Raw genomic sequence first — 24,407 nt, forward strand, 5'->3', positions numbered from 1 at the left:
TATTTTTCAATCAAAAAAAGTATTAAAATGCGGTGCTAAGTGCCCGTTTTACAAACATATATGAGTCTAGTAAAATTATCTATAAAAGGAATTTCATACAGCCAAACTCAAAATGGCGCGTATGCCTTGATTTTGAATGAAGTTGACGGCGAACGAAAATTACCTATTGTTATTGGCGCTTTTGAAGCCCAGTCAATTGCTATTGCCTTAGAAAAAGAGATAAAACCTCCTCGCCCATTAACTCACGATTTATTCAAAAACTTTGCTGAAAGATTTGACATTGTTGTAAAACAAGTCATTATTCACAAATTAGTAGACGGCGTTTTTTACTCAAGCTTAATCTGCGAAAGAGACAAAATTGAAGAAATCATCGATGCTAGAACATCAGATGCTATCGCTTTAGCATTACGTTTTAACGCTCCAATTTTCACCTATAAAAACATTCTGGACAAAGCTGGAATTTATTTAAAATCAAATACAGCCGAAACAGATCAAGGCTCTCAGGAAATTGACGATGTACTTTCTAACCCAGAAACTTTTGGACACGAAGAAGAAAGTAATCAATCTGGAGATGTTTATGCAAAACACAGCTTGCAAGAACTAAATGAACTTTTAGATCAGGCCGTTTCTCAGGAAGATTATGAAAAAGCTGCAAAAATTAGAGACGAAATCTCGAAAAGATAATTTTAAGGCTGTAAGCCTTAAGCTTTAGGCAATAAGCTTAAAGTGCAAAACATAAAAAAACAAGCTTAAAGCATTTAGGAAAAAGCCTAAAGCTTAAAGCCTAAAGCCTAAAGCAATAATGAAACAGTACTTAGATTTAGTAAAACACGTTTTAGAAAACGGATGCCAAAAAGGAGACCGAACTGGAACTGGAACCAAAAGCGTTTTTGGATACCAAATGCGTTTTGATTTAAGTGAAGGTTTCCCAATGGTTACAACAAAAAAATTACATTTAAAATCGATCATTTATGAACTGCTTTGGTTTTTGAAAGGTGATACGAATATTAAATATTTACAAGAAAACGGAGTGAAAATTTGGGATGCCTGGGCTGATTCAAATGGCGATTTAGGTCCGGTTTATGGACATCAATGGCGTAATTGGAACAGCGAAGAAATTGATCAGATCTCAGAGTTGATTACCGAATTAAAGACTAATCCAAACAGTCGTAGAATGTTGGTATCAGCATGGAATCCATCTGTTTTACCGGATACAAAAAAATCTTTTGAAGAAAATGTAGCCAACAATAAAGCAGCATTACCTCCTTGCCATGCCTTTTTCCAGTTTTATGTAGCAACACCAGATTTAGAAAAAGGAGAAACAAAAGGAAAACTGTCTTGTCAATTGTATCAACGCAGCGCTGATATATTTTTAGGCGTTCCCTTCAATATTGCTTCTTATGCACTATTAACTATGATGATTGCACAGGTTTGCGATTTAGAACCAGGCGATTTTATTCATACTTTTGGTGATGCGCACATTTACAACAATCATTTTGAACAACTGGAATTACAATTAACTCGTGAGCCAAAACCGCTTCCAAAAATGATTCTAAACCCAGCTGTTAAAAACATTTTTGATTTTGATTATAATGACTTCACACTTGAAGACTATGAACCGCATGCGGGCATAAAAGGAAGTGTTGCTGTATAAAAATAAATAATAATAAAAAAAAATCCGCTTAAAATTTTAAGCGGATTTTTTTATACTACTAAAACACTATTTTCACTGCCGGCAAAATCATTCCATTTATATGAATCTGCTTCTGGATCGTTGATATATGTGCCGTCAATTACATACTTAAATTCATAAATGGCATCTTTTACCAAGTCATACGTAGCCTTAAATGTTCCATTCTTTAGTTTACTCAAAGTTCCCTCTTCAGGATTCCAGTTATTAAAATCTCCAACAACCGCTGCCGAATCAGCGTCTTTGGCATCTATAGAAAAAGTAACTTTTACAACTGGTTTTGTTTTGACAAATTGTTTCTTTAAAGACATAACTATTTAGTTTTTAGATTTATAGAAACTAAAATTACATAAATTCAACTAAACTTTTCACAATGCAATTCCGATTTGTGATAATAGCAAAAACAGTCGGTTTTTTTAATTGCATCAACAATTTAAAGAGTATATTTTTTTTGTATATTTATTTACAACTCATTTTCAAACAAATATTCTGCGGTCAGAATACGGTGTTTTAAAAATAAATTCTAACTTTATAATCTCATTTATATCGGTATGGAAAAAGAAGTGCACGAACAATACGAGTATGCAAGAAGACGTATAAGACAAAAAAAAATCCTTTATTTTCATTTTGTACTTTTTCTACTGGGAAGTTTATTTATTTTTATCGCAAATAGATTTTTTGGTTTTGGAGCTTCAACAGAGCAAAATTGGTGCTTATGGGGCATTACCTTATGGTTCTTCATTTTTATACTGCACTTTATAAAAGTTTACATAACAGATCGATTCATGAACAAAAAATGGGAAAGGGAACAAATTGACAGATTAGTTGCTTTACAGCAAAAAAGAATCAGTCAATTAGAATCAAGGATTAATGAGGATACCGAAAATAAAATTTAGTTTTAGCACATTATGATTATAATGATCGCGGCTGTTGCCGAAAACAATGCTCTTGGAAAAAATAATGATTTAGTATGGCACTTGCCAAATGATTTCAAAAGATTCAAAACACTAACAACGAATCATCATATTATAATGGGAAGAAAAACATTTGAAAGTTTTCCGAAACCATTACCTAACCGAGTACATATTGTTATAACCAGACAAAAAGATTATGCCCCTGAAGGCTGCATAGTTGTAGACAGCATAGAAAAAGCTATCGCATTATGCCCTGAAAATGAAGATTCATATATTATTGGAGGCGGCGAAATTTACAATTTGGCTTTACCTTATACTGATATAATTGAAATAACTAAAGTGCATCACGCATTTGATGCTGATACATTTTTTCCTAAAATCAATAAAAGTGAATGGTTATTAGTAGAATCTGAAGAAAATTTTAAAGATGAAAAACATCTTTACGATTATACTTACGAAACTTACATTAGAAAATAAATAAAAAAACATCCTCTTTTGAAGGATGTTTTTTAAAAATGACTGATTGTTAGCCTTGACTAATTCAAGAAATAGTTTTTGTAAAAATCACAAATGCAAAGTGCATTTGAAATAACTGAATAACATTTACTGTTAATTGAGAACGAATCTCAATAGGCCCTTAATAACAAATACCACTAAGATATTAAAGGCAGAAAATTAAAATTTCCAAAAACAAATTTAATCCTAAGAACGTATTTCGCACTTTAAAAATAGTATCCCCCCAAGAACAATACTTTTAAAACTACTTACTTGAACAAATTAACTGCAGTGCAAAAAACAGTTGTTTGATTAAGTCAATATGATAAATCAATCATTAAATTTTTATCATTTTTACTTTAACAAAGTTGTACATAAAATACACATCATACAATACCCACTTTTAGTGATTTTTTAAAAATACCCACTTTTGGTGATGGTAAAAACTTTTACTAAAAGTGATTTTTATCCTCCATTTCAAAACATTTAATTTACACTTTAAAAAACTCAACTACAGTTAAAGCAGATTGTTTATATTTGCGTAAATAAAAATAATGTCTGAAAAAATAACCCCATATAAAGATTCTTCTTTAGGTAAAAAAGAACAAGTAGCCCAAATGTTTGACAACATTTCTGGGAACTACGACAATTTAAATCGTGTAATCTCATTTGGTATTGATGTCAAATGGCGAAAAAAAGTATTAAAAATAGTTTCAGATACTAAACCAAAAGTCATTCTTGACATTGCTACAGGAACTGGCGACTTAGCCATTTTAATGGCTCAAACTAAAGCAGAAAAAATTATTGGTCTGGATATTTCTGCAGGAATGCTTGAAGTTGGAAAGAAAAAAGTAGAAGAAAAAAATCTATCTTCTGTTATAGATTTAGTGTTAGGAGATTCTGAAAATATTCCTTTTGATGACAACTATTTTGATGCAATAACTGTAGGTTTTGGCGTTCGTAATTTTGAGAATCTAGAAAAAGGTTTTTCTGAAATTTTACGAGTTTTAAAACCAAACGGTGTATTTGTAATTTTAGAAACTTCAGTTCCTGACAAAACACCATACAAACAAGGATATAAATTTTACAGCAAAAATATATTGCCAGTTATAGGGAAATTGTTTTCTAAAGACAATTCAGCATACGGTTATTTATCTGAATCTGCTGCCGCTTTCCCATATGGAGAAGCATTAAACAATATTTTAAGAAAAACTGGGTTTATAGATGTTGTAGCAATGCCTCAGACTTTTGGTGTAGCAACCATTTATTCAGCATCTAAAAAGTAGTATGAAAAAAATTGTAATCTTATTTTTATTAGTCTTATCGACAAAAGGATATTCTCAATTTGCTAAAAGCATGTTTAGCAAAGATCCTATTATAAATCTTGAAAACTGGCAAAAGCAGCGTGTTTATTTTGGATACTATTTGGGTTTTAACAGCTTTGATTTCAAATTTGATTATAAAAATGTAGTAAATCAAGATATTCAAGTAAAAAAAACTACTGGTTTTAATGTTGGTGTAGTTGCTGATTTAAGATTGCAAGAATACATTAATTTGCGTTTTGAACCGGGCTTATATTACACAAAGCGAGATTTGTATTACCCTAATTTTACTTCTAAAACGGATTACTTGAGAGAAGTAAACAGCACTTATATTCATTTTCCGTTGTTATTGAAATTTTCTTCATTGCGTACCGGAAATGTTCGTCCTTATTTAGTTGGCGGAATGTCTACAACATTAAACCTATCAAGCAACTCTAAATCTACGGATGACAATGCCGAAGGAAAATTCAGGGTAAAACCATGGACAGCAGCTTATGAACTTGGCTTTGGAATAGATTTCTTTACAGAGTATTTTATTTTCTCTCCTTCTATTAGAGGTATGTTTGGTATTACAAACGAATTAGTACAAGACAAAGATCCACTAAGCCCTTGGACAAGTAACATCGATTCTATGAAATCAAGAGCTCTTTTAATAAATTTTACTTTTCACTAAAACAAATTCCTAACTATTTCGTTTAAACTCACTAAGAATAATCGCGGTTGCTGTTGCTACATTTAAACTTTCAGTTTTTTGTAACTCTCCAAACCTAGGAATTGTTAATCGTGTGGTAACCGTTTTTTCAATTTCTGCCGAAATACCATTGGCTTCATTACCCATAATAATGATTCCGTTTTCAGGCAGATTTTTTTTATAAATAGTTTCACCATCCATAAAAGTTCCAAAAACAGGAAGTTTTGTTTGACTTAAATACGTTTTGAGATCAACATAATTTACGTTTACTCTGGTAATTGATCCCATTGTGGCCTGCACAACTTTTGGATTGTAAATATCGACTGTTTCTTTAGAACAAACAATTTGTTTAATTCCAAACCAGTCGCAAAGACGCAGAATGGTTCCTAAATTTCCTGGATCACGAATATCATCTAAAGCGAGGATTAAACCGTTATTATTGATTTCGTTTTCAACAGGCATTTTAAAAACTGCTAAACAAGAATTTGGAGTTGTCAGCGCGCTTATTTTTTTTAGTTCTTGATCATTAATAAGAGTTCGCTTTGAAGTTTGAACTTCTTGAAAATCATTTAATGTGGTGTATAAATGCTCTAATTCAAAATTGGATTGCAGTAATTCTTGAATTACCTTTACCCCCTCGGCAAAAAATAATTGATTTACAAAACGCTGCTTTTTTTGATGCAAACCTGAGATAAGCTTTATTTGGTTTTTAGCAACCATAAAATAATGTACTTTTGAATTAAATTTTTAAAAACACTTGAAAAAGAATTCTACAAAAATAACAGCATTTATTCTAATAGCAATACTTATTTGCGCTTGTAATGCTGTAAAAAGAGTTCCTGACGGAAAAAACCTTCTTGTAAAAAATAATATTCTTGTAAACGGGAAATCTACAAATGATGAAACGGCCTTAAATCAAATGTATCAAAAACCTAATGGTAAACTATTAGGATACAAGCTTCGTCTAAATTTGTACAATTTAGCAAACTTAAATCCAGACTCAACTTACAAGGCTCAATTTATAAAACACCCACACAGATATGAACGCTGGTCTAAAGTATTATCTGCAAAGCAAGTTGATCGACTTGGACAATCTTTTTTAAACAAAGGACTTAATGAGTTTTTAAAAAATACCGGTGAAGCACCCGTAATAATTGATACCGCAAAAGCAAAAAAGTCATTGTTGCGCTTAAAATATTACTATTTCAACAATGGTTATTTTAATGTTTCTACAGATTATTCTATTGACAGTATTGCTCGAAAAAAGGCTCAGATAAATTATAAAATAACTACCGGCCCTGGTTATACTATAGACACTATTCGAACTAAAATAATGACCCCTGCCCTTGATTCATTATACAAAAACAATCCAGAGGCTTCGGTTTTAAAATCTGGAAATCAGTATAAAACTTCTGATTTCGAAGAAGAAAAAAATCGTATCACAACCTATTTTAGAAATCATGGTGCTTATTTTTTTCAGCCTACTTACATCACTTTTGACATTGATACAATTGGCAAAAAAAACAAAGCCAATGTAACTCTTATTATCAGCAACAACAATATACAGGAAAAAGACTCCAGCAGAACAGAACCTTTTAAACTATATACAATCAGCGATGTAAATATTTTTACTGATTACTCTGCCGCAAATGCTAAAAGTAAAATCAGCGACAGTACTACTTATAACAACTTCAATCTATACAGTTATAAAAAGCTAAAATATAAGCCTCGTGCCATTACAGATGCTGTTTTTATAAATAAAGGAAGTACTTTTTCTGACACTAGAACAACTCTTTCATCACGATATTTAAATAATCTTAAAATTTTTAATTACCCATCAATACAATACGAAGTAGACAAACGCGACTCAACTGCGCAGTCTTTAATTGCAAAAGTTTATTTAACTCCTAGAAAGAAATATAGTTTTGGTACAACTTTAGACGTAACGCACTCCAATATTCAAGACTTTGGTATTGGGGCTAGTATATCCGAAACTATACGAAATGTATTCAACAGAGCTGAAACTTTAGAAATCTCCACGCGTTTAAACATTGGATCTTCTAAAGACATGGCAAATCCTAACGATAACTTTTTTAACGTTTCTGAATATGGGATTGATTTAAAACTTAACTTCCCAAGAATCCTGATGCCTTTTGGTACGGAAAAAATTATTCCAAAAAGAATGATTCCATCTACCAGTATTTCAGCAGGTTTTTCAAAACAGCGCAATATTGGTTTAGACAAAGAAAACTTTACAGGAGGAATATCTTACAACTGGTCGCCAAAAAGACACAATTCTGTGAAATTTGATTTGCTTAATGCTCAATTTGTCCGAAACCTAAATCCTAATAATTACTTTAACGTTTATACTTCTTCTTATGATGAATTGAACGGAATTGGTAAAGATTATAATGAAAACCCTATCAACTGGGGAACTACACCAGAAGAACAAATTAGAAAAGATCTGACTATTCCAAATGGAACGACAGGTTTTACCAGTGATGTATTGAACAACAAAACGGCGTTACTTCCTGGCGACCCACAATATAAAGATGTAGAAAGTATAGAAGAAAGAAGGGTTCGTTTAACTGAAAACGACTTTATTTTAGCAACCAGCTACACTTTTACCAAAACAACTAAAAAAGATTTAGCAGACAATACTTTTTATCAATTCAAAACTAAAATAGAATCTGCAGGAACCTTATTATCAGCGATTTCAAGTTTAGGAAATCTACAAAAAAATGCAAATGGCAATTACGAAATTTTCAACTTAGAATACTCCGAGTATGTAAAAACTGAGTTTGACTATATCAAACACTGGGATTTTGGAAAAGAGAAAGTATTAGCCGTTCGAAGCTTTTTTGGAATAGCAATTCCTTTCGGAAATTCAAATTACATTCCTTTCTCACGAAGTTATTACGCAGGGGGATCAAATGACAACCGTGCTTGGCAGCCTTACTCTCTTGGACCTGGAAGCACGAATGCTGTAAATGATTTCAATGAGGCAAATATGAAAATTGCTTTTAGTGCAGAATATAGATTTAAAGTGTTTGGAGATGTTAAAGGAGCCATCTTTGCAGATGCCGGAAATATCTGGAATGTGCTCGATAATGTCATCGATGAGAAGGCAAAATTTTCTGGCGTAAACGATTTAGCTGAAATTGCTTTGGGTTCAGGATTTGGTTTACGATACGATTTAAGCTTTTTTGTTATTCGTTTAGATTTAGGCTTTAAGACTTATAATCCGGCGCATGAGAAGGGTGACCGCTGGTTTAAAGAGTACAATTTTGGACACTCGGTTTTAAATTTTGGAATAAATTATCCGTTCTAATGCTAATTAATTCTTATTTTTGCAACCTAAAAACTAAAAACAACTATAAAAAAAATTACAATGGTACACAATATTAAACCCGGAGTAGCTACAGGAGATCAAGTACAGGAGATTTTTAATTATGCGAAAGAAAAAGGATTTGCTTTACCTGCTGTAAACGTTACAGGATCAAGTACAATTAATGGAGTACTAGAAACTGCAGCAAAATTAAATGCACCGGTTATCATTCAATTTTCTAACGGAGGAGCACAATTTAACGCTGGAAAAGGTTTATCTAACGCAGGCGAAAAAGCAGCAATCGCTGGTGGAATTGCTGGAGCAAAACACATTCACACTTTAGCTGAGGCTTACGGTGCAACTGTAATTTTACATACTGACCACTGCGCAAAAAAATTATTGCCTTGGATCGATGGTTTATTAGATGCTTCTGAAAAACATTTTGCAGAAACAGGAAAACCATTATTTAGTTCTCACATGATCGATTTGTCTGAGGAGCCAATCGAAGAGAACATCGAAATCTGCAAAGAATATTTAGCTAGAATGAGCAAAATGGGAATGACATTAGAAATCGAACTTGGTATTACAGGTGGAGAAGAAGATGGCGTTGACAACTCAGACGTAGACAGCTCAAAATTATATACTCAACCAGAAGAGGTAGCTTACGCTTACGAAGAATTATCTAAAGTAAGTCCTAAATTTACAATTGCTGCTGCTTTTGGAAACGTTCACGGTGTTTACAAACCAGGAAACGTAAAATTAACTCCAAAAATTTTAAAAAATTCTCAAGATTTCGTTCAAGACAAATTCAAAACTGGCCACAATCCAGTAGATTTCGTTTTCCACGGAGGTTCAGGTTCTACACTTGAAGAAATTAGAGAAGCTATTGGATACGGAGTTATCAAAATGAACATCGATACTGATTTACAGTTTGCTTATACTGAAGGAATCCGTGATTATATGGTAAACAATATTGAGTATTTAAAAACTCAAATTGGTAACCCAGAAGGTGCTGATGTACCTAACAAAAAATATTATGACCCAAGAAAATGGGTTCGTGAGAGCGAAGTAACATTCAACGCAAGACTTGAACAAGCTTTTGCTGACTTGAATAACGTAAATACACTTTAATTTTTAGATTTCTGATTTTAGATTTCAGACTTCTAAAAAAGCCTGAAATCTAAATTTTGAATCAGATTGAAAAATCTAAACTTTAAAATCTACATTCTAAAATTAAAAAAATGGCTTGGTTTAAAAGACAAGAAAAAGGAATTACGACCGCGACAGAAGATAAAATGGACGTTCCGAAAGGATTGTGGTACAAATCTCCTACTGGAAAAATTATTGATGCTGACGAATTAGCAAGAAACTTATTCGTAAGCCCTGAAGATGATTTTCATGTTCGAATTGGAAGCGCAATCTATTTTGAAATTTTATTCGACAACAACGAATTTGTTGAGTTAGACAAAAACATGACATCAAAAGATCCTTTGCATTTTGTTGATACAAAAAAATATGCAGAAAGATTAAAAGATGTAATGGAAAAAACTCACCTTAAAGATGCTGTACGTACGGGAGTAGGAAAATCTAAAGGAAAAGAACTTGTAATTTGCTGTATGGATTTCGCTTTTATTGGTGGATCTATGGGAGCTGTTGTAGGTGAAAAAATTGCAAGAGGTATTGATCATGCGATCAAAAACAAACTGCCTTTTGTAATGATTTCTAAATCTGGCGGGGCTCGTATGATGGAAGCTGCTTATTCTTTAATGCAATTAGCAAAAACTTCTGTAAAACTAGCTCAATTAGCAGAAGCAAAATTACCTTATATCTCACTTTGTACAGACCCAACAACCGGAGGAACAACAGCATCATACGCTATGTTAGGAGACATCAACATCTCTGAACCAGGGGCTTTGATTGGTTTTGCTGGTCCTCGTGTTGTTCGTGACACTACAGGAAAAGATTTACCAGAAGGTTTCCAAACTGCTGAGTTCTTATTAGAGCACGGTTTCTTAGACTTTATCACGCCTAGAAAAGAATTGAAAGATAAGATCAACTTATACATCGATTTGATTCAAAACAATACAATTAGATAGTTTTTTAACTCTCTAAAACAAAAAATCCCAAGAATTACTTCTTGGGATTTTTTGTTATCAAAAATGAATATGTATTATTCCTATGGAATTTAAAAAAGAAAAACTTGTAAAATTCCAGAATTACATAAAGATCTAAAATTAAAACTTAGTCCCTTTGCCTCTCTGAACCTTTGAACCTCAAAAAGACCTACATTCCAGTTCGAATTGCTTCAACTGGATCTAAATTTGCTGCAGAAATTGCTGGAAGAATTCCTGAAATTAATCCAATAAGCGCCGCTAATGTTGTTCCTAATACAATATTTCCAAAACTTAAAACAAACTCAAAATCGAGCGCTTTTGTTAAAATAAGAGCAATTCCCCAAACCATCAATAAACCAATAATTCCGCCAATTACTGAAAGAATTATTGCTTCAAATAAAAACTGAAATAATATAAACCTGTTTTTGGCCCCCAATGATTTTTGAATTCCAATTAAATTCGTCCTTTCTTTTACTGAAACAAACATAATATTTGCAATTCCGAAACCGCCAACTAAAAGAGAAAATCCGCTGATAATCCAGCCTACAACATTCATCTGCCCTAGAATTCCATCGATAAAATCTGTAAAACCGGAAAGAACATTTACAAAAAAATTATCAATCTCTCCTGCTTTCATTCCTCTAGTTGCTCGAAGTTTTTGTGCAACTTCAGCCTTATAAGCATCCATATCAATGCCTTTCTCTGGTTTCAAAACAATTACCGGGGTCATTGCATCGCTGTCACCATACATTTTACGCAAAAAATTAGCTGGCAAATACACCGAAGTATCGTTGCTGTCTCCAAAAAAACCTGCTCCTTGTTTTTCAATTACACCAATTACAGTAAAACGCTGACCATAAAGCCGTATATTTTTACCAATAGGATCGCTGCTGCCAAAAAGCCCATCGGCAATATCATATCCTAAAACTATTACTGCAGTTCCTGAATTCGATTCAGATTCATTATAAAACCTTCCTTTGTCAAAACTCAATCCATCAATATCGACCATTTCGCTTGACGACGGCACAATATTTACATCGCTGACAGTTTTTGAATCATATTTTAAACTTTCATGATTAACAAAAAGCTGATACGCAACCTGATCTGTATTATTAAGCGAGTTTTTTAAAGCAATATATTCATCATACTTTACATTTGGAAACTGTTCTCTCTTCCATTGCGGAATTTCGGAGGGTCCAAAACAGTATTTCATTAAATAAATCGTATTTTTATCTAAACTGCTCAAATCTTTTGAAATTTTTCTATCCAAAGAATCAACAGCAGCTAAAACAGCAATAATTGAAAAAATACCAATAGTAACACCTAAAAGCGACAATAAAGTTCGCAGTTTATTATTTCGCAAAGCGCTTATAGCAAAGCTTAAACTTTCTTTTAATAATCTTAGATAAAGAAGCATATAGTAGTATTTTTCAACAAAGTAAAATTCAATAATTTAAAAACAAAAACCTAATAAAAGTTAACTTACTCATCAGTAGATTTTTTTAGCATAATGTTACATTAATTTTCTTTAAAATAATATATAAAAAAACTACTTTTGCAGTCTCAAAAATCATAACTACACAATGAGCACAACTAAAAAAATACAATCGACATTAATTTCTGTTTTTTCTAAAGATGGATTAGAACCAATCGTTAGAAAATTACACGAACAAAATGTTACACTTTACTCTACTGGAGGAACTGAAGATTTCATTAAAAACCTTGGAATTCCGGTAGTTCCTGTTGAGGACATTACTTCTTTCCCTGAAATTCTTGGAGGAAGAGTTAAAACTTTACACCCAAAAATTTTCGGAGGAATCTTGAATCGTCAAGATAACGAAAGTGATGTACAGCAAATGAAGGAATTTGATATTCCGCAGATTGATTTAGTAATTGTTGACTTGTATCCTTTTGAAAAAACAGTTGCTTCTGGTGCAAGCGAGCAAGATATTATCGAGAAAATTGACATTGGCGGAATTTCATTGATTCGCGCTGGAGCAAAAAACTTTAAAGATACTGTCATTGTTGCTTCTGTTAATGAATACAGTTTGCTTTTAGATATGATTACAGAACAAAATGGTTCTACAACTCTTGAAAACAGAAGATTGTTAGCTACAAAAGCTTTCCACGTATCTTCTCATTACGATGGAGCTATTTTTAATTATTTCAATACAGACGAGACTATTTACAAAGAAAGTATTGCAAATGGTCAAGTTTTAAGATATGGTGAAAACCCTCACCAAAAAGGTTTCTTCTTTGGAGATTTTGATGCTATGTTCAATAAACTTCACGGAAAAGAATTATCATACAACAACTTGCTTGATGTTGATGCTGCAGTAAATTTAATTGCTGAATTCAAAACTGACGGACCAACATTTGCTATTCTTAAACACAATAACGCTTGTGGTTTAGCTTCAAGAAAAACTATCAGCGAGGCATATTTAGCAGCTTTAGCTTGTGATCCTACTTCTGCTTTTGGAGGAGTGCTGATTTCTAATACTAAAATTGATTTAGAAACAGCTCAGGAAATCAACAAATTATTCTGCGAAGTAGTTATTGCTCCATCTTATGATGATGAAGCAGTTACAGTTTTACAAGAAAAGAAAAACAGAATTATATTAGTTCAAAATGAAGTTGAATTACCAAATCGTCAAGTAAGAACTTGTCTTAATGGTTTGTTAATTCAGGACAGAAATAATATTACAGATAATAAAGAGCATTTAAAAACCGTTACAATTACAGAACCTACTGCTCAAGAGATAGAGGATTTGATTTTTGCATCAAAAATTTGCAAGAACACAAAATCAAATACAATTGTCTTTGCAAAAAACGGAACTTTAATTTCATCTGGTACAGGTCAGACTTCAAGAGTTGATGCTTTAATGCAGGCTGTTGACAAAGCAAAAGCTTTTGGATTTGATTTAACCGGCGCTTCTATGGCAAGCGATGCATTTTTTCCATTTCCGGATTGTGTAGAATTAGCCAAAAAAGCAGGAATAACTGCTGTAATTCAGCCAGGAGGCTCAATAAAAGACGAATTAAGTATAAATTATTGCAATGAAAATAATGTTGCAATGGTATTTACAGGAACTCGTCATTTTAAACATTAATTTGTTTAACTTTGTTCGATAAATAATTTATAACATTTTAAACCCCTAAAAAACTTATGGGATTTTTTGATTTCATGACTGAGGATATTGCGATAGACCTTGGTACCGCAAACACTTTAATCATTCATAATGATAAAGTTGTTATTGATAGTCCGTCAATCGTTGCACGTGACAGAATATCAGGCAAAATCATTGCTGTTGGTAAAGAAGCCAACATGATGCAAGGTAAAACGCATGAAAACATCAAGACCATAAGGCCTTTAAAAGATGGTGTAATTGCTGATTTTGATGCTTCGGAAAAAATGATCAATATGTTCATTAAAAGCATTCCTGCATTGAAAAAAAGAATGTTTACTCCAGCTTTACGTATGGTGGTTTGTATTCCTTCTGGTATTACTGAGGTTGAAATGAGAGCGGTAAAAGAATCTTGTGAAAGAGTAAACGGAAAAGAAGTTTACTTAATTCACGAGCCTATGGCTGCTGCAATTGGTATTGGCATTGATATTATGCAGCCAAAAGGAAACATGATTGTCGACATTGGAGGTGGTACAACAGAAATTGCTGTTATCGCTTTAGGCGGAATTGTTTGCGATAAATCTGTAAAAATTGCAGGTGACGTATTTACAAATGATATCGTTTATTACATGCGTACACAACACAACCTTTTTGTAGGTGAAAGTACTGCTGAAAAAATAAAAATTCAAATTGGAGCGGCTATCGAAGATTTAGATGGGCCGCCAGAAGACATGTCTGTTCAAGGTAGAGATTTGCTTACAGGGAAACCAAAACAAGTAGATGTTTCTTACCGCGAAATCGCAAAAGCATTAGACAAATCGATTCAACGAATTGAAGATGCTGTAATGGAAACATTATCTCAAACACCTCCTGAATTAGCTGCCGATATTTACAATACAGGTATTTATTTAGCTGGTGGAGGATCTATGTTAAGAGGTCTTGATAAGCGTATTTCTCAAAAAACAGATTTACCTGTTTATATTGCCGAAGACCCTTTAAGAGCTGTTGTTCGTGGAACTGGAATGGCACTTAAAAACATTGCAAAATTTAAAAGTATCTTAATCAAATAAGATTCAAAATAGTAATCAATTTACTTTTATTAGAGTCAAATTTCACTATTTGACTCTAATAAAATTTGAAACCAAAAGCATATCCTGAAACAAAATAACCAAACAAGAAATGCAGCAAATTTTTAATTTCATTTTAAGAAACAGTAATCGATTGCTGTTTTTGCTGCTTTTAGGTATTTCGTTGACGCTCACAATTCAGTCACACTCCTATCACAGAAGCAGAGTAATCAGTTCCGCAAATTTTTTAAGCGGAGGCGTTTACGAAAGAATTAATCACATCAACGAATATTTGAATTTAAGATCTGAAAATGATGAACTTGTACTTGAAAATGCAAGATTAAAAAGTCTTTTATTCAACAAAGAGGATACTACCAAAATACCTTTGGCCGATAGTATAAAAGGAGTAAAACCTGCAGATATTATTGTGTCAAAAGTAATTCACAACTCTTATAATACTCACGAAAATTATATCACCTTAAACTCTGGAGCAAACGAAGGGGTTAAACAAGATATGGGAGTAATTAATAGTTTAGGAATTATTGGAGTTGTAGATAATACATCACCAAGATATTCAACCGTTGTGAGTATTTTGAACATGAAATCTCAAATTAATGCCAAAATCAAAAAATCAAATCATTTTGGTTCTTTAACTTGGGACGGAAAAAGTACTGGTTTTGTTCAACTTGAAGACGTTCCAAGATTAGCTTCAATTAGAAAAGGCGACACCATTGTGACAGGCGGACAATCAGTAATCTTCCCTGAAGGCATAAACATTGGAACTGTAGACAAAATTTACATCAAAAAGAACACAAGTTACTATGTTATAAACGTTAAACTATTTAACGATATGACAAATCTAGGACACGTTTATATTATCAAAAGTAAGGACAGAGAAGAACTTATTAATTTAGAAAACAAAAACAAGGAAAAAGATGAATAGCGCTTTATTAGTCAATATTCTTCGTTTTATTATGTTACTAGCAATTCAGGTTGTTATTTTCAATAATATGAATTTTTTAGGGTACATAAGTCCCTTCCCGTATATCTTGTACATTATATTGTATCCTGTAAACAGTAATAGAGCTGGATTAATCATCTCTAGCTTTCTATTAGGATTGATGATGGATATGTTTTGTAATTCTGGCGGAATTCATGCAACTGCTTGTGTAATTCTAGCCTACTACAGACCTTATATCTTTAAATTTTCATTTGGTTTAAGTTATGAATATCAAACCATTAAACTAAATGAATCTTTAACACCTGAAAGGTTTTCATTTATTCTAGTATCTGTTTTATTGCATCACATTATACTATTTACATTAGAAGCTTTTCAATTTAAATTTATACTAGACATTTTACTGCGAACCTTGTTCAGCACCATTTTTACAATAATCACTTCAATTATAATAATTTATCTTATTAAGCCCAATAAACGATGAGAAAAGTTCTGCTGCCCTCTTTAATTATTATTGCAGCATCTTTGCTAGTAATGCGGATATTTTATCTGCAGATCATTGATGATTCGTTTAAATTGAAATCAGAAAATAATGCCATTAAAAAAGTCTACGATTATCCAGAACGAGGATATATCTATGACCGAAATGGCAAATTACTGGTTGCCAATCAGGCTTCTTACGATATCATGGTAATTCCTAGAGATATTAAAGAAAATCTTAATATTCCAGAGTTTTGCGCATTACTAAATATTACTCCCGAAGATTACGAGAAAAGAGTTGCTAAAGCAAAAGTTTACAGTCCACGATTACCATCTGTATTTTTATCTCAGTTAAATAAAAATGAATTTGCTGCTTTTCAGGAAAAAATCAGAAAATTTGAAGGTTTTTATTTTCAAAAACGTTCACTTCGTGATTACGAAGTAGATTATGGCGCTAATATTTTTGGTTTCATAACGCAGGTAAACGAGCGCCAAATTGCAAAAAACCCCTATTACAACAGTGGTGATTTAATTGGGAAACAAGGAGTTGAAGAAAGTTACGAAGAAATTTTACGTGGTATAAAAGGAGTAAAATACATTCAGAAAGACAAATACAATCGTGAAATTGGCTCTTATAAAGAAGGTAAGTACGATACGATCGCTGTTGCTGGTGAAGACATCAATTTAACAATCGACGCTGAACTTCAAAAGTATGGCGAAGAGTTAATGATTAATAAAAGAGGTGGAATTGTTGCTATCGAACCAAAATCTGGTGAAATTTTAGCATTAGTAACCGCTCCATCATACGACCCAGGAATTCTAGTTGGAAGACAACGTTCTAAAAACTATACTCTTTTGTATCATGATTCGATTGCAAAACCGTTGTACGACAGAGGACTTTTGGCTGAGTATCCTCCTGGTTCTCCTTTTAAAATCTTAACGGGTTTAGTGGCTCTGCAAGAAGGCGTTGTCAACGAGCAAACCACTTTTATGTGTCATCACGGATTTAGTTATGGACGCGGCCGCTTCATGAAATGTCACGGCTTTGGACCTCATCAATTACATAACGGTATTTACAACTCTTGCAACACTTATTTTGCCCAAGCCTATATGTTAACGATTAACAAATATGCAAATCCAGGTAAAGCAGTTGATGTTTGGAGTGATCATATGAGAAGTTTTGGTTTAGGTCAATTTATGGGATATGATTTACCAACAGGAAAAAGAGGTAATATCCCAAATTCTAAAACTTATAAAAGAATTTATCCTAACGGAGGCTGGAGAAGCACAACGATTGTATCGAATGCAATTGGTCAGGGAGAGGTTTTAATGACACCTATTCAGCTTGCTAATATGATGGCAACTGTTGCAAATCAAGGATACTATTACACGCCTCATATCATTAAAAAAATTGAGGGTGAAAAAATCGATTCTAAATTTACAACCAAACACACTACTTCAATTGACCAAAAGTACTTTCCGCCAGTTATAAGTGGTTTATTTGATGTATACAACAAAGGTACTGCACACGCTTTAAGAGTTGAAGGAATTGACATTTGCGGAAAAACGGGTACAGCTGAAAACTTTGCTAAAATTAACGGCAAGAGAACACAGCTTAAAGACCACTCTATTTTTGTGGCATTTGCACCAAAAGACAATCCAAAAATTGCGATTGCGATTATGATTGAAAATGGAGGTTTTGGAGCTACCGTGGCAGGTCCAATTGCGAGTTTGATGATAGAAAAATATTTAAGAAAAAAAATAACGAGAACTGATTTAGAGATTCGCGTTTTAAATAAAACTTTAGCGAGCGAATATGCTAAACTTGGAGGAATGAACGAAGCCAGCGCAATCGAATCTACACCAAAAGATTCCCTTTTAAAAGCTAAAATTATTACTCCGAAAACGACCGCTCCAAAAACAGAGGCTAAAAAAACAACAATAGACACTACTAAAAAGAACTAAGAAAGATTATTTCAAATGAAAAATCAAAGTGTAAAAAATAACATTGACTGGATAAGTGTCTTTATCTATATTGCATTGGTAATACTAGGGTGGCTGAATATTTATTCTTCATCACTATTATCAACTGATGGAACATATCAAAAACAATTAATCTTTATTGGATGTACCATTCCTTTAATTTTTGTTGTCCTTTTTGTTGATGGAAAATTTTACGAAAAATACGCCAGTATAATATTTGGAGTATCCCTATTATCATTAGCAGGATTATTTCTTTTTGGAAAAACTATTGCAGGACAAAGATGCTGGTATGCTATTGGAAGTTTTACTTTACAGCCATCTGAATTTGCAAAAGCCGCTACATCATTAGCATTAGCTAAATATTTAAGTGACACCCAAATTAACCTTAAAGAAACCAACAGACAGTTGCAGGCACTAGCAATAGTTTTTTTACCTGTAATGTTAATCCTGCCTCAACCCGATCCAGGAAGTGCTTTAATATATAGCGTCTTTATCCTCGTTTTGTTTAGAGAAGGCTTGCCTTCTTGGTACGTTTGGACAGGTTTTATCACTATTCTTTTATTTGTATTAACGCTCGTTTTAGAACCTTATGCCGTTATTTTAATCGCCCTAGGAGTACTTATTATTATTCATTTTAAAGGACGGGCGGTAGATCGAAATATTATTTTGAGTGCTATTTTATTAGTTGTTATTTCGGGCTTTGTACTCTCTGTTGATTACGTTTTTGACAACGTATTTAAACAGCACCATAGAGACCGTTTTAATATTCTTTTAGGAAAAACTGTAGACATGAAAGGTATTGGTTATAACACCAACCAATCTGAAATTGCAATTGGATCCGGAGGATGGATTGGAAAAGGCTTTTTAGAAGGAACTCAAACTAAAGGAGGATTCGTTCCTGAACAGCATACCGATTATATTTTTACAACTGTAGGTGAAGAATGGGGCTTTGCAGGTTCTTTAGTCGTTATTCTACTTTTTGTAGGCTTATTTTTAAGAGTGATTTATTTAGCTGAAAGGCAAAAAACCAAATTCAGCCGTGTTTACGGCTATTGTGTTGCCGGAATTTTGTTTACCCATTTCTTTGTAAACATTGCCATGGTTATTGGTATATTTCCAACCATTGGAGTTCCATTACCCTTCTTCTCTTATGGAGGTTCTGGTTTATGGGGATTCACTATCTTATTATTTATTTTCTTGAAGATGGATGCTAATAAGGTAAATGAATGGTAGATTAAAATACCAAGTTCCAATCGTAGAAATACCTTCGGCATTAATAATAAAGATTTAATCTAAAGCTGCAACTCTTGTTTTTCAAAACTGAGTTGCAGCTTTTTTTTTATCACTCTTATCTATTTCACCGCATAATCATTTCTAGCGGTTTCATTCGTTTCAATGTATTAAATCATTATTTACATAGAATAGTTTTCATGCCTTAATAAAATAAAAAAAGCCCGAAGTTTAATGCTTCGGGCTTTTTTTATGTTCATTAATTTTCTTTAGATTTTCTCAGCTGGTCTTTTCTTTAAAAGCTTAACTAAAACTGGGAAAGTAGAAATGATAACGATAATAATGATAATGTATTCAATATGGTGTTTTAAGTCAATTCCTTGTTTCAAGAAGACACCGTATAAATAATGTCCTGCAAAAATCAAGATAAACGACCACAAGAAAGAACTTAAAATATTGTAAAACATAAACTTCTTTTTGTCCATAGAAACTATCCCCGCAACAATTGGCGCGAAAGTTCTAAAAATTGGCAGGAAACGAGCATAAATAATTGCTTTACCACCATATTTTTCAAAGAAATCTTTTGACTGCAAAAGGTATTTCTTTTTAAACCAAAATGAATCTTCTTTTTTAAATAAATAATAACCGCTTTTGGCACCAAACCAATAACCTGTCATATTACCCAAAACTCCCATTACAGCAACTCCCAAGGCAAGCAAAAATACATTTAAGAAATCACCTGGAATATATGCCACATTTTGAATTAAATCACGGCTGTAAATACCTGCTAAAAAAAGTAAACTATCTCCTGGCAGAAAAAAGCCTGCAAAAAGTCCTGTTTCAGCATAAACTATAAACAGAACGATAAATAACCCAATCTCAAAACCACCAATATTTAACGTTATATAAAATTCAGGGTTTATTAACTGCGTCCAATCAAAATTATTCATAAAAAGAATTTGGTTATACTTATAAGTTCGTGAAATTAACAATAAATTGTTTTAACCACAATTAAATGCCATATTTTAAAGATAAATTAACTATTAAAAGCCCAAGATTCACTTGGGCTCTTAAAAGATTCTGCTATTCTCTTACATACTTGCAGCAAGAATGTAAAGCCTCATAATCTGCATCAGTTGCTTTAACCTCTTTTGTGTCATGCCCAACCTTTGCAATAGCCGCATTTAAATCTGCTGTTGATGATTTCTCTTCATTTAAAATCACTGCAAGCTCGTGCGAACCAATATCCCATGTAGCCATTTTTACACCTGGAACATTATAAGCCGCTTTTTCAATACGTTTTTTACAAAGTTCACAACTGCCGTTTACCTCTGTTTTGTATTTTAAATTTTTATTCTTTTTAGATTGCGCTTGAGCTGAAAAACCTAAAAAAACCATCATTGCAATTAATACGATATTTCTCATTTTTTATTTATTATTTATATTAAAATTTATTTTATTCTAAAACGTAAACCTGCATAATACATTTGTCCAAAAATTGGCGCATATGCAATAGAAGCATCAAAATTTGGTCCAAAAGGATCATTGGCTCCAAGAATGGCTTTTTCCTGTTTGTAATTACCAATGTTTTCTCCACCTACATACACTTCAAATACAGGAGAAAAAACTCTTGTTACCTGAACATTCATCACTGCATAAGAAGGCGAATAATTAGGAAATTGGTCTGCAGTTGGGTTTGATGCCGTATAAGGTAATTGCTGCTTACCTGACCAATTGAAAGTGTAATCGAATTTCCATTGCTTATTATTATTTAAATTAGTTTCGTATTCAAGATTCCCTAAGAAACGATGTTTAGCTTGAAGCGGACGCTGAAATGTTCCTCTCAAATAATCTGTTTGGATATCATAATATTTATATGCTGTTCTTAGATTTAAATTATGAATCAACTCATAATTAAATTCAACCTGAAGACTGTTTGCAAATGAACTTCCTTTTAAGTCATAAAATAAAACTTCTTGCGGGCTCTGCATTAAGTCAACAACTGCCTGATTCTTAAAATCGGTGCGATAGATATCAAATCCAGCTTCTGCATTTTTATTGAAAAGACGGAATTTTTGCGAGAAACTAACACCGTAATTCCAAGCAATTTCAGGATTTAAACCGTAAATTTTCCCACCGTTGTCTAAAATCGAAAATGTTCTTGAACTTGCAAAAAGCTGTTGATTTTCGGCAAAAATATTAGCCGAACGTTTTCCTCTACCAGCAGAAAAACGAACTACTCCATTTTTCCAAGGATTATATCTCATATGCAATCTTGGCGTTACAAAAAAACCAAGTCGGTTATGATTATCGACCCTTCCTCCTAAAACCAAACTAAAATTATCTGTATTATCATAAGTATATTCAAAGAAGGCTCCAACAGAATTATCGATACGACTGTAATCATTTACATTTACAAACTCCTGATATTGATCGTATGTAAAATTTAAACCCGTTGCAAACTTATGCATTGTATTGCTGATAATCGAGTTGAAAATTAAATTAGAATAAAAACTATTCTGCTTAATATTATACTGATTTAAACCAAAATAAGAGTTTTGATTATGAGTATTGAAAGCATTTTGAAAACCAATACTTTGATAAGGCATATCTTTAAAAACATACCCAACTTTTGTAGAAACATCAAAACGTTCTGTGTTAATCTCTGATCCCCAGTGATTTTTAGTGCCTCGATCTGTATCCTTATCAAAATCCAGTTCACCGGTTTGTTTTTTATCATTCATGTACCTAAAATTGATAAAACTAACAAAGCCGCTTTCTGGGTTAAAATACTGGTAACGGTTTAAAACATTGATTTGTTTTCCTAAAGGATTATCTAAAAATCCGTCATTATTCATATCATTTTTAGCCACACGAGCATTTCCATGAACAAATAAACTTGTTGCCCATTTATCAGATATTTTTTTATTAAAATGCGTATTCAACTCAAAACGCGCATCTGTAGAACCATAAAAATTTAAAAAGAAAGGATCGTCATTTAAAGGTTTTAAAAGCTCAGTATTTATTTGTCCTGAAATACTTTCAAAACCATTTACAACGCTTCCTGCTCCTTTTGTAATTTGAACACTTTCGATCCATGTTCCTGGGGTAAAAGACAATCCGTAAGCTTGAGAAGCACCTCGAACTGACGGAACATTTTCCTCAGTAATCAACAAGTAAGGACTTGTTAAGCCCAGCATTTTTATCTGTTTAGTTCCAGTTAAAGCATCAGAGAAATTAACATCAATTGATGGGTTAGTTTCAAAACTTTCAGCCAGATTACAACAAGCCGCTTTTAAAAGTTCTTTACTAGTTATTAATGATGTATTTGCGGTAAGAGTATAAGACTTTTTAAGTCCTTTTTGCTTTTTTGTAATTTTTACTTCCTCAAGATTTTCCTGCGCAAAAGCAGAAATCGAAAGCAACAACATCACAAAAAGCGTGATATTTTTTTGCATAAAAAAAGATTTTAATATTATTTAGAAATTTCTGTTTTAGTTTCAAAACGAAACAATAAAACAGTACGTAACAAGCCACATGAGCTTAATTCTAAATATTAAAATCAGGAATAAAAAATATATTGATTGTATAATTTAAATAAAGGGGGGGCATTCGCATCAGAATAATAAGTAGTTATCTGATTGCTTTTGAAATTTGGAATAGACAAAAATACGACTGGATCATACTCTTGAATTACAGCTGGAGCTATAAGTTGAAAAAAGAAGACTTTGAAAGTTGCGTTGTCAGATTTTTTCTCAAAATGAACAACTTTATCTTTACAGCAAGATGATTTTTCTTCTTTCGTTTCACAACATTTCTTTTGCGGCGTTGCAGAAGCAGTAGTATTTAAAGATACTGAAGCTACCTCTCCTCCACAATAATGCACATCAAAAGCAAAGCCTGCGTTGGAAACCAACAACAAGAACGCTAAAAACAATACTGTGCACTTTTTTAAATTCATACTGCAAAAGTATCCAAAAAGTCTCGGATTAAAAACTTAATAAAATGTTATTTTTTTAAATCTTGAAGCTGATAGTAAAATGCAGGAATAAATAACAATACTAACAATGGCTGAATAATAAATCTTCGCACATAAAATAAAGCCCAACTGCTGTCTTGAAAATATTGAATAATTACAAAGAACATTGTGAAGAGAATCAGAAAAAAGAATAAAAACAAATAACTGGTAAATTTTAAAATTTCTAAATCTTTAAACAACACATAAATAAGAACTAAAGACAAAACTGTATTCAGTGTAAAACGAATCAGGAGATTGCAAAAAATTCTAAAAACATCAACTTTAGGTAATGGAAAGCTGCTAAAATCGGACTCAAAATACTGCAAAAAAGGATCATAAAACAACGATGTTTCAAAAGCTCTTATCAGTACAAAGCACAGCACTATAACAATAGCAGCTAATATTTTAGATCGATACTCTTTAAATCTATTTAGCATACTTAGAAAATTTGTTGACCCAAACAAACCATAAGATAAAAACAGAACTATATATAATCAACGGAAAGAGAACTCCGTGTAAAAAATGAGCGTATTGAGAAAAATAAAATAACAAAACCGTCAATACCGCAATTCGCAAAACATTCAAAATGCAAATTAATGCAACTCCAAACAAGGCATAAAGCATTGTAGTCTTAAATTTTCCAGAAAATGCAATTATAAAGGAAACAAAAAGAATCATAATACTTACGGCATTACAACCTTCAATAATACGAACTACATCTTCATTATTTAAAAAAACTTCTAACCAAGAACCTGAAGAGTTTTTCAAAACTTTGGCATCATAATTAAACCCTCGTAATACTTGTTCAACATTGCGGCCAACAAAACTGGTAATCCCGTCAACTTCATAAGTTTTAAACTCATTCAAATATACTTTGTACAATAATGTCAATAGAATATAAACCGAGAAAAAAGTGCTCAAAAAAACTAAAAAAGGCTTGAACTGAATTAAATATTTTTTCAACAGATTTTTTTTTCAAATTTATATCTTTT

24 protein-coding genes are annotated in these 24,407 nt (G+C 32.4%); 15 read left to right on the forward strand and 9 right to left on the reverse strand.

Going from position 1 to position 24,407, the window contains the following annotated elements:
• The first annotated feature begins 60 nt into the window (after positions 1 to 60).
• Both ACHRVL_RS00920 and ACHRVL_RS00925 read left to right on the forward strand, forming a co-directional pair.
• Positions 61 to 684, forward strand: coding sequence for a bifunctional nuclease family protein (locus ACHRVL_RS00920; protein WP_042566126.1), 624 nt, complete (start codon positions 61 to 63; stop codon positions 682 to 684).
• A 118-nt stretch (positions 685 to 802) separates the two neighbouring features.
• On the forward strand, positions 803 to 1,654 hold the full coding sequence (locus ACHRVL_RS00925) for a thymidylate synthase (protein WP_395409629.1): 852 nt from the start codon (positions 803 to 805) through the stop codon (positions 1,652 to 1,654).
• 50 nt (positions 1,655 to 1,704) lie between these two features.
• On the opposite strand, the gene ACHRVL_RS00930 is transcribed toward ACHRVL_RS00925, so the two are convergent.
• Complete coding sequence (locus tag ACHRVL_RS00930; RefSeq protein WP_395409631.1) at positions 1,705 to 2,001, reverse strand: isoamylase early set domain-containing protein; 297 nt, start codon at positions 1,999 to 2,001, stop codon at positions 1,705 to 1,707.
• A 240-nt stretch (positions 2,002 to 2,241) separates the two neighbouring features.
• Here ACHRVL_RS00930 and ACHRVL_RS00935 point away from each other — a divergent pair, with 240 nt between their 5' ends.
• The 4 genes from ACHRVL_RS00935 to ACHRVL_RS00950 all read left to right on the forward strand — a co-directional run bounded on the left by ACHRVL_RS00935 (position 2,242) and on the right by ACHRVL_RS00950 (position 5,094).
• Entirely contained in the window at positions 2,242 to 2,586 is a 345-nt protein-coding gene (locus ACHRVL_RS00935) for a 2TM domain-containing protein (RefSeq protein ID WP_089052557.1), read from the forward strand.
• 12 nt (positions 2,587 to 2,598) lie between these two features.
• A complete protein-coding gene (locus ACHRVL_RS00940; protein ID WP_395409633.1) occupies positions 2,599 to 3,081 on the forward strand; it encodes a dihydrofolate reductase in 483 nt (160 codons plus the stop codon).
• 572 nt (positions 3,082 to 3,653) lie between these two features.
• A complete protein-coding gene (ubiE, locus tag ACHRVL_RS00945; RefSeq protein ID WP_089057440.1) occupies positions 3,654 to 4,385 on the forward strand; it encodes a bifunctional demethylmenaquinone methyltransferase/2-methoxy-6-polyprenyl-1,4-benzoquinol methylase UbiE in 732 nt (243 codons plus the stop codon).
• A 1-nt stretch (position 4,386) separates the two neighbouring features.
• Entirely contained in the window at positions 4,387 to 5,094 is a 708-nt protein-coding gene (locus ACHRVL_RS00950; protein WP_089052554.1) for a porin family protein, read from the forward strand.
• A 9-nt stretch (positions 5,095 to 5,103) separates the two neighbouring features.
• Here the strand turns inward: ACHRVL_RS00950 and ACHRVL_RS00955 are convergent, their stop codons facing one another.
• Positions 5,104 to 5,832, reverse strand: coding sequence for a TrmH family RNA methyltransferase (locus ACHRVL_RS00955; RefSeq protein WP_395409636.1), 729 nt, complete (start codon positions 5,830 to 5,832; stop codon positions 5,104 to 5,106).
• A gap of 37 nt (positions 5,833 to 5,869) precedes the next feature.
• Between ACHRVL_RS00955 and ACHRVL_RS00960 the strand changes: the two genes are divergently transcribed.
• From ACHRVL_RS00960 to accD, 3 genes are all read left to right on the forward strand, one after another.
• Positions 5,870 to 8,443: a BamA/TamA family outer membrane protein gene (locus ACHRVL_RS00960; RefSeq protein ID WP_395409639.1), complete on the forward strand. Its 2,574-nt coding sequence runs from the start codon at positions 5,870 to 5,872 to the stop codon at positions 8,441 to 8,443.
• A gap of 60 nt (positions 8,444 to 8,503) precedes the next feature.
• The gene (fbaA, locus tag ACHRVL_RS00965) at positions 8,504 to 9,571 is read left to right on the forward strand and encodes a class II fructose-bisphosphate aldolase (RefSeq protein ID WP_395409641.1); all 1,068 of its coding nucleotides are present in this window, start codon (positions 8,504 to 8,506) and stop codon (positions 9,569 to 9,571) included.
• Between the two features lie 110 nt (positions 9,572 to 9,681).
• Positions 9,682 to 10,536, forward strand: coding sequence for an acetyl-CoA carboxylase, carboxyltransferase subunit beta (gene accD, locus ACHRVL_RS00970; protein WP_089052550.1), 855 nt, complete (start codon positions 9,682 to 9,684; stop codon positions 10,534 to 10,536).
• A gap of 187 nt (positions 10,537 to 10,723) precedes the next feature.
• Here accD and ACHRVL_RS00975 read toward each other — a convergent pair whose 3' ends face one another.
• Positions 10,724 to 11,971: an ABC transporter permease gene (locus ACHRVL_RS00975; protein WP_395409643.1), complete on the reverse strand. Its 1,248-nt coding sequence runs from the start codon at positions 11,969 to 11,971 to the stop codon at positions 10,724 to 10,726.
• Between the two features lie 166 nt (positions 11,972 to 12,137).
• Between ACHRVL_RS00975 and purH the strand changes: the two genes are divergently transcribed.
• The 6 genes from purH to rodA all read left to right on the forward strand — a co-directional run bounded on the left by purH (position 12,138) and on the right by rodA (position 19,400).
• Positions 12,138 to 13,664, forward strand: a complete 1,527-nt coding sequence (gene purH, locus ACHRVL_RS00980; RefSeq protein WP_395409645.1) for a bifunctional phosphoribosylaminoimidazolecarboxamide formyltransferase/IMP cyclohydrolase — start codon at positions 12,138 to 12,140, stop codon at positions 13,662 to 13,664.
• 56 nt (positions 13,665 to 13,720) lie between these two features.
• On the forward strand, positions 13,721 to 14,749 hold the full coding sequence (locus ACHRVL_RS00985) for a rod shape-determining protein (protein WP_007804822.1): 1,029 nt from the start codon (positions 13,721 to 13,723) through the stop codon (positions 14,747 to 14,749).
• A 109-nt stretch (positions 14,750 to 14,858) separates the two neighbouring features.
• Complete coding sequence (gene mreC, locus ACHRVL_RS00990) at positions 14,859 to 15,689, forward strand: rod shape-determining protein MreC (RefSeq protein WP_395409646.1); 831 nt, start codon at positions 14,859 to 14,861, stop codon at positions 15,687 to 15,689.
• Positions 15,682 to 16,188: a rod shape-determining protein MreD gene (locus tag ACHRVL_RS00995; protein ID WP_129053212.1), complete on the forward strand. Its 507-nt coding sequence runs from the start codon at positions 15,682 to 15,684 to the stop codon at positions 16,186 to 16,188. The genes mreC and ACHRVL_RS00995 overlap by 8 nt, the downstream gene beginning before the upstream one ends.
• On the forward strand, positions 16,185 to 18,149 hold the full coding sequence (gene mrdA / locus ACHRVL_RS01000; protein ID WP_395409648.1) for a penicillin-binding protein 2: 1,965 nt from the start codon (positions 16,185 to 16,187) through the stop codon (positions 18,147 to 18,149). The genes ACHRVL_RS00995 and mrdA overlap by 4 nt, the downstream gene beginning before the upstream one ends.
• Positions 18,150 to 18,164: 15 nt before the next feature.
• Complete coding sequence (gene rodA, locus ACHRVL_RS01005; RefSeq protein ID WP_089052544.1) at positions 18,165 to 19,400, forward strand: rod shape-determining protein RodA; 1,236 nt, start codon at positions 18,165 to 18,167, stop codon at positions 19,398 to 19,400.
• Positions 19,401 to 19,666: 266 nt separating this feature from the next.
• On the opposite strand, the gene ACHRVL_RS01010 is transcribed toward rodA, so the two are convergent.
• The 6 genes from ACHRVL_RS01010 to xrtF form a co-directional block, all read right to left on the reverse strand.
• Positions 19,667 to 20,347 (reverse strand): DedA family protein, encoded by a 681-nt coding sequence (locus tag ACHRVL_RS01010; protein WP_129023068.1) that lies wholly within the window; start codon positions 20,345 to 20,347, stop codon positions 19,667 to 19,669.
• A 133-nt stretch (positions 20,348 to 20,480) separates the two neighbouring features.
• Positions 20,481 to 20,822 carry a heavy-metal-associated domain-containing protein gene (locus ACHRVL_RS01015; RefSeq protein ID WP_129052949.1) on the reverse strand — a complete coding sequence of 114 codons (342 nt, stop codon included), beginning with the start codon at positions 20,820 to 20,822 and terminating at the stop codon, positions 20,481 to 20,483.
• Positions 20,823 to 20,848: 26 nt separating this feature from the next.
• The gene (locus ACHRVL_RS01020; protein ID WP_089052541.1) at positions 20,849 to 22,855 is read right to left on the reverse strand and encodes a TonB-dependent siderophore receptor; all 2,007 of its coding nucleotides are present in this window, start codon (positions 22,853 to 22,855) and stop codon (positions 20,849 to 20,851) included.
• 104 nt (positions 22,856 to 22,959) lie between these two features.
• Positions 22,960 to 23,358, reverse strand: a complete 399-nt coding sequence (locus ACHRVL_RS01025) for an HYC_CC_PP family protein (protein ID WP_395409652.1) — start codon at positions 23,356 to 23,358, stop codon at positions 22,960 to 22,962.
• 47 nt (positions 23,359 to 23,405) lie between these two features.
• Positions 23,406 to 23,852: an exosortase F system-associated membrane protein gene (locus tag ACHRVL_RS01030; RefSeq protein WP_395409654.1), complete on the reverse strand. Its 447-nt coding sequence runs from the start codon at positions 23,850 to 23,852 to the stop codon at positions 23,406 to 23,408.
• Positions 23,842 to 24,378 (reverse strand): exosortase family protein XrtF, encoded by a 537-nt coding sequence (gene xrtF / locus ACHRVL_RS01035; RefSeq protein WP_395409655.1) that lies wholly within the window; start codon positions 24,376 to 24,378, stop codon positions 23,842 to 23,844. Before xrtF ends, ACHRVL_RS01030 begins: the two co-directional genes overlap by 11 nt.
• Between the last annotated feature and the right edge of the window lie 29 nt (positions 24,379 to 24,407).

Origin of the sequence: Flavobacterium sp. FlaQc-28 (genome assembly GCF_044007415.1) — a bacterium.
GTDB lineage: Bacteria > Bacteroidota > Bacteroidia > Flavobacteriales > Flavobacteriaceae > Flavobacterium.

What these genes read in the sequence shown, in the direction of transcription:
- fbaA (WP_395409641.1), top strand. Translation starts at nt 8,504, where the DNA reads ATGGTACACAATATTAAACCCGGAGTAGCTACAGGAGATCAAGTACAG.
- ACHRVL_RS01015 (WP_129052949.1), bottom strand. Translation starts at nt 20,822, where the DNA reads ATGAGAAATATCGTATTAATTGCAATGATGGTTTTTTTAGGTTTTTCA.
- purH (WP_395409645.1), top strand. Translation starts at nt 12,138, where the DNA reads ATGAGCACAACTAAAAAAATACAATCGACATTAATTTCTGTTTTTTCT.
- ACHRVL_RS00985 (WP_007804822.1), top strand. Translation starts at nt 13,721, where the DNA reads ATGGGATTTTTTGATTTCATGACTGAGGATATTGCGATAGACCTTGGT.
- mreC (WP_395409646.1), top strand. Translation starts at nt 14,859, where the DNA reads ATGCAGCAAATTTTTAATTTCATTTTAAGAAACAGTAATCGATTGCTG.
- ubiE (WP_089057440.1), top strand. Translation starts at nt 3,654, where the DNA reads ATGTCTGAAAAAATAACCCCATATAAAGATTCTTCTTTAGGTAAAAAA.
- mrdA (WP_395409648.1), top strand. Translation starts at nt 16,185, where the DNA reads ATGAGAAAAGTTCTGCTGCCCTCTTTAATTATTATTGCAGCATCTTTG.
- ACHRVL_RS00935 (WP_089052557.1), top strand. Translation starts at nt 2,242, where the DNA reads ATGGAAAAAGAAGTGCACGAACAATACGAGTATGCAAGAAGACGTATA.
- ACHRVL_RS01010 (WP_129023068.1), bottom strand. Translation starts at nt 20,347, where the DNA reads ATGAATAATTTTGATTGGACGCAGTTAATAAACCCTGAATTTTATATA.
- ACHRVL_RS00940 (WP_395409633.1), top strand. Translation starts at nt 2,599, where the DNA reads ATGATTATAATGATCGCGGCTGTTGCCGAAAACAATGCTCTTGGAAAA.
- rodA (WP_089052544.1), top strand. Translation starts at nt 18,165, where the DNA reads ATGAAAAATCAAAGTGTAAAAAATAACATTGACTGGATAAGTGTCTTT.
- ACHRVL_RS00955 (WP_395409636.1), bottom strand. Translation starts at nt 5,832, where the DNA reads ATGGTTGCTAAAAACCAAATAAAGCTTATCTCAGGTTTGCATCAAAAA.
- ACHRVL_RS01020 (WP_089052541.1), bottom strand. Translation starts at nt 22,855, where the DNA reads ATGCAAAAAAATATCACGCTTTTTGTGATGTTGTTGCTTTCGATTTCT.
- ACHRVL_RS00920 (WP_042566126.1), top strand. Translation starts at nt 61, where the DNA reads ATGAGTCTAGTAAAATTATCTATAAAAGGAATTTCATACAGCCAAACT.
- ACHRVL_RS00950 (WP_089052554.1), top strand. Translation starts at nt 4,387, where the DNA reads ATGAAAAAAATTGTAATCTTATTTTTATTAGTCTTATCGACAAAAGGA.
- ACHRVL_RS00925 (WP_395409629.1), top strand. Translation starts at nt 803, where the DNA reads ATGAAACAGTACTTAGATTTAGTAAAACACGTTTTAGAAAACGGATGC.
- ACHRVL_RS01030 (WP_395409654.1), bottom strand. Translation starts at nt 23,852, where the DNA reads ATGCTAAATAGATTTAAAGAGTATCGATCTAAAATATTAGCTGCTATT.
- ACHRVL_RS00995 (WP_129053212.1), top strand. Translation starts at nt 15,682, where the DNA reads ATGAATAGCGCTTTATTAGTCAATATTCTTCGTTTTATTATGTTACTA.
- ACHRVL_RS00975 (WP_395409643.1), bottom strand. Translation starts at nt 11,971, where the DNA reads ATGCTTCTTTATCTAAGATTATTAAAAGAAAGTTTAAGCTTTGCTATA.
- ACHRVL_RS00930 (WP_395409631.1), bottom strand. Translation starts at nt 2,001, where the DNA reads ATGTCTTTAAAGAAACAATTTGTCAAAACAAAACCAGTTGTAAAAGTT.
- ACHRVL_RS01025 (WP_395409652.1), bottom strand. Translation starts at nt 23,358, where the DNA reads ATGAATTTAAAAAAGTGCACAGTATTGTTTTTAGCGTTCTTGTTGTTG.
- accD (WP_089052550.1), top strand. Translation starts at nt 9,682, where the DNA reads ATGGCTTGGTTTAAAAGACAAGAAAAAGGAATTACGACCGCGACAGAA.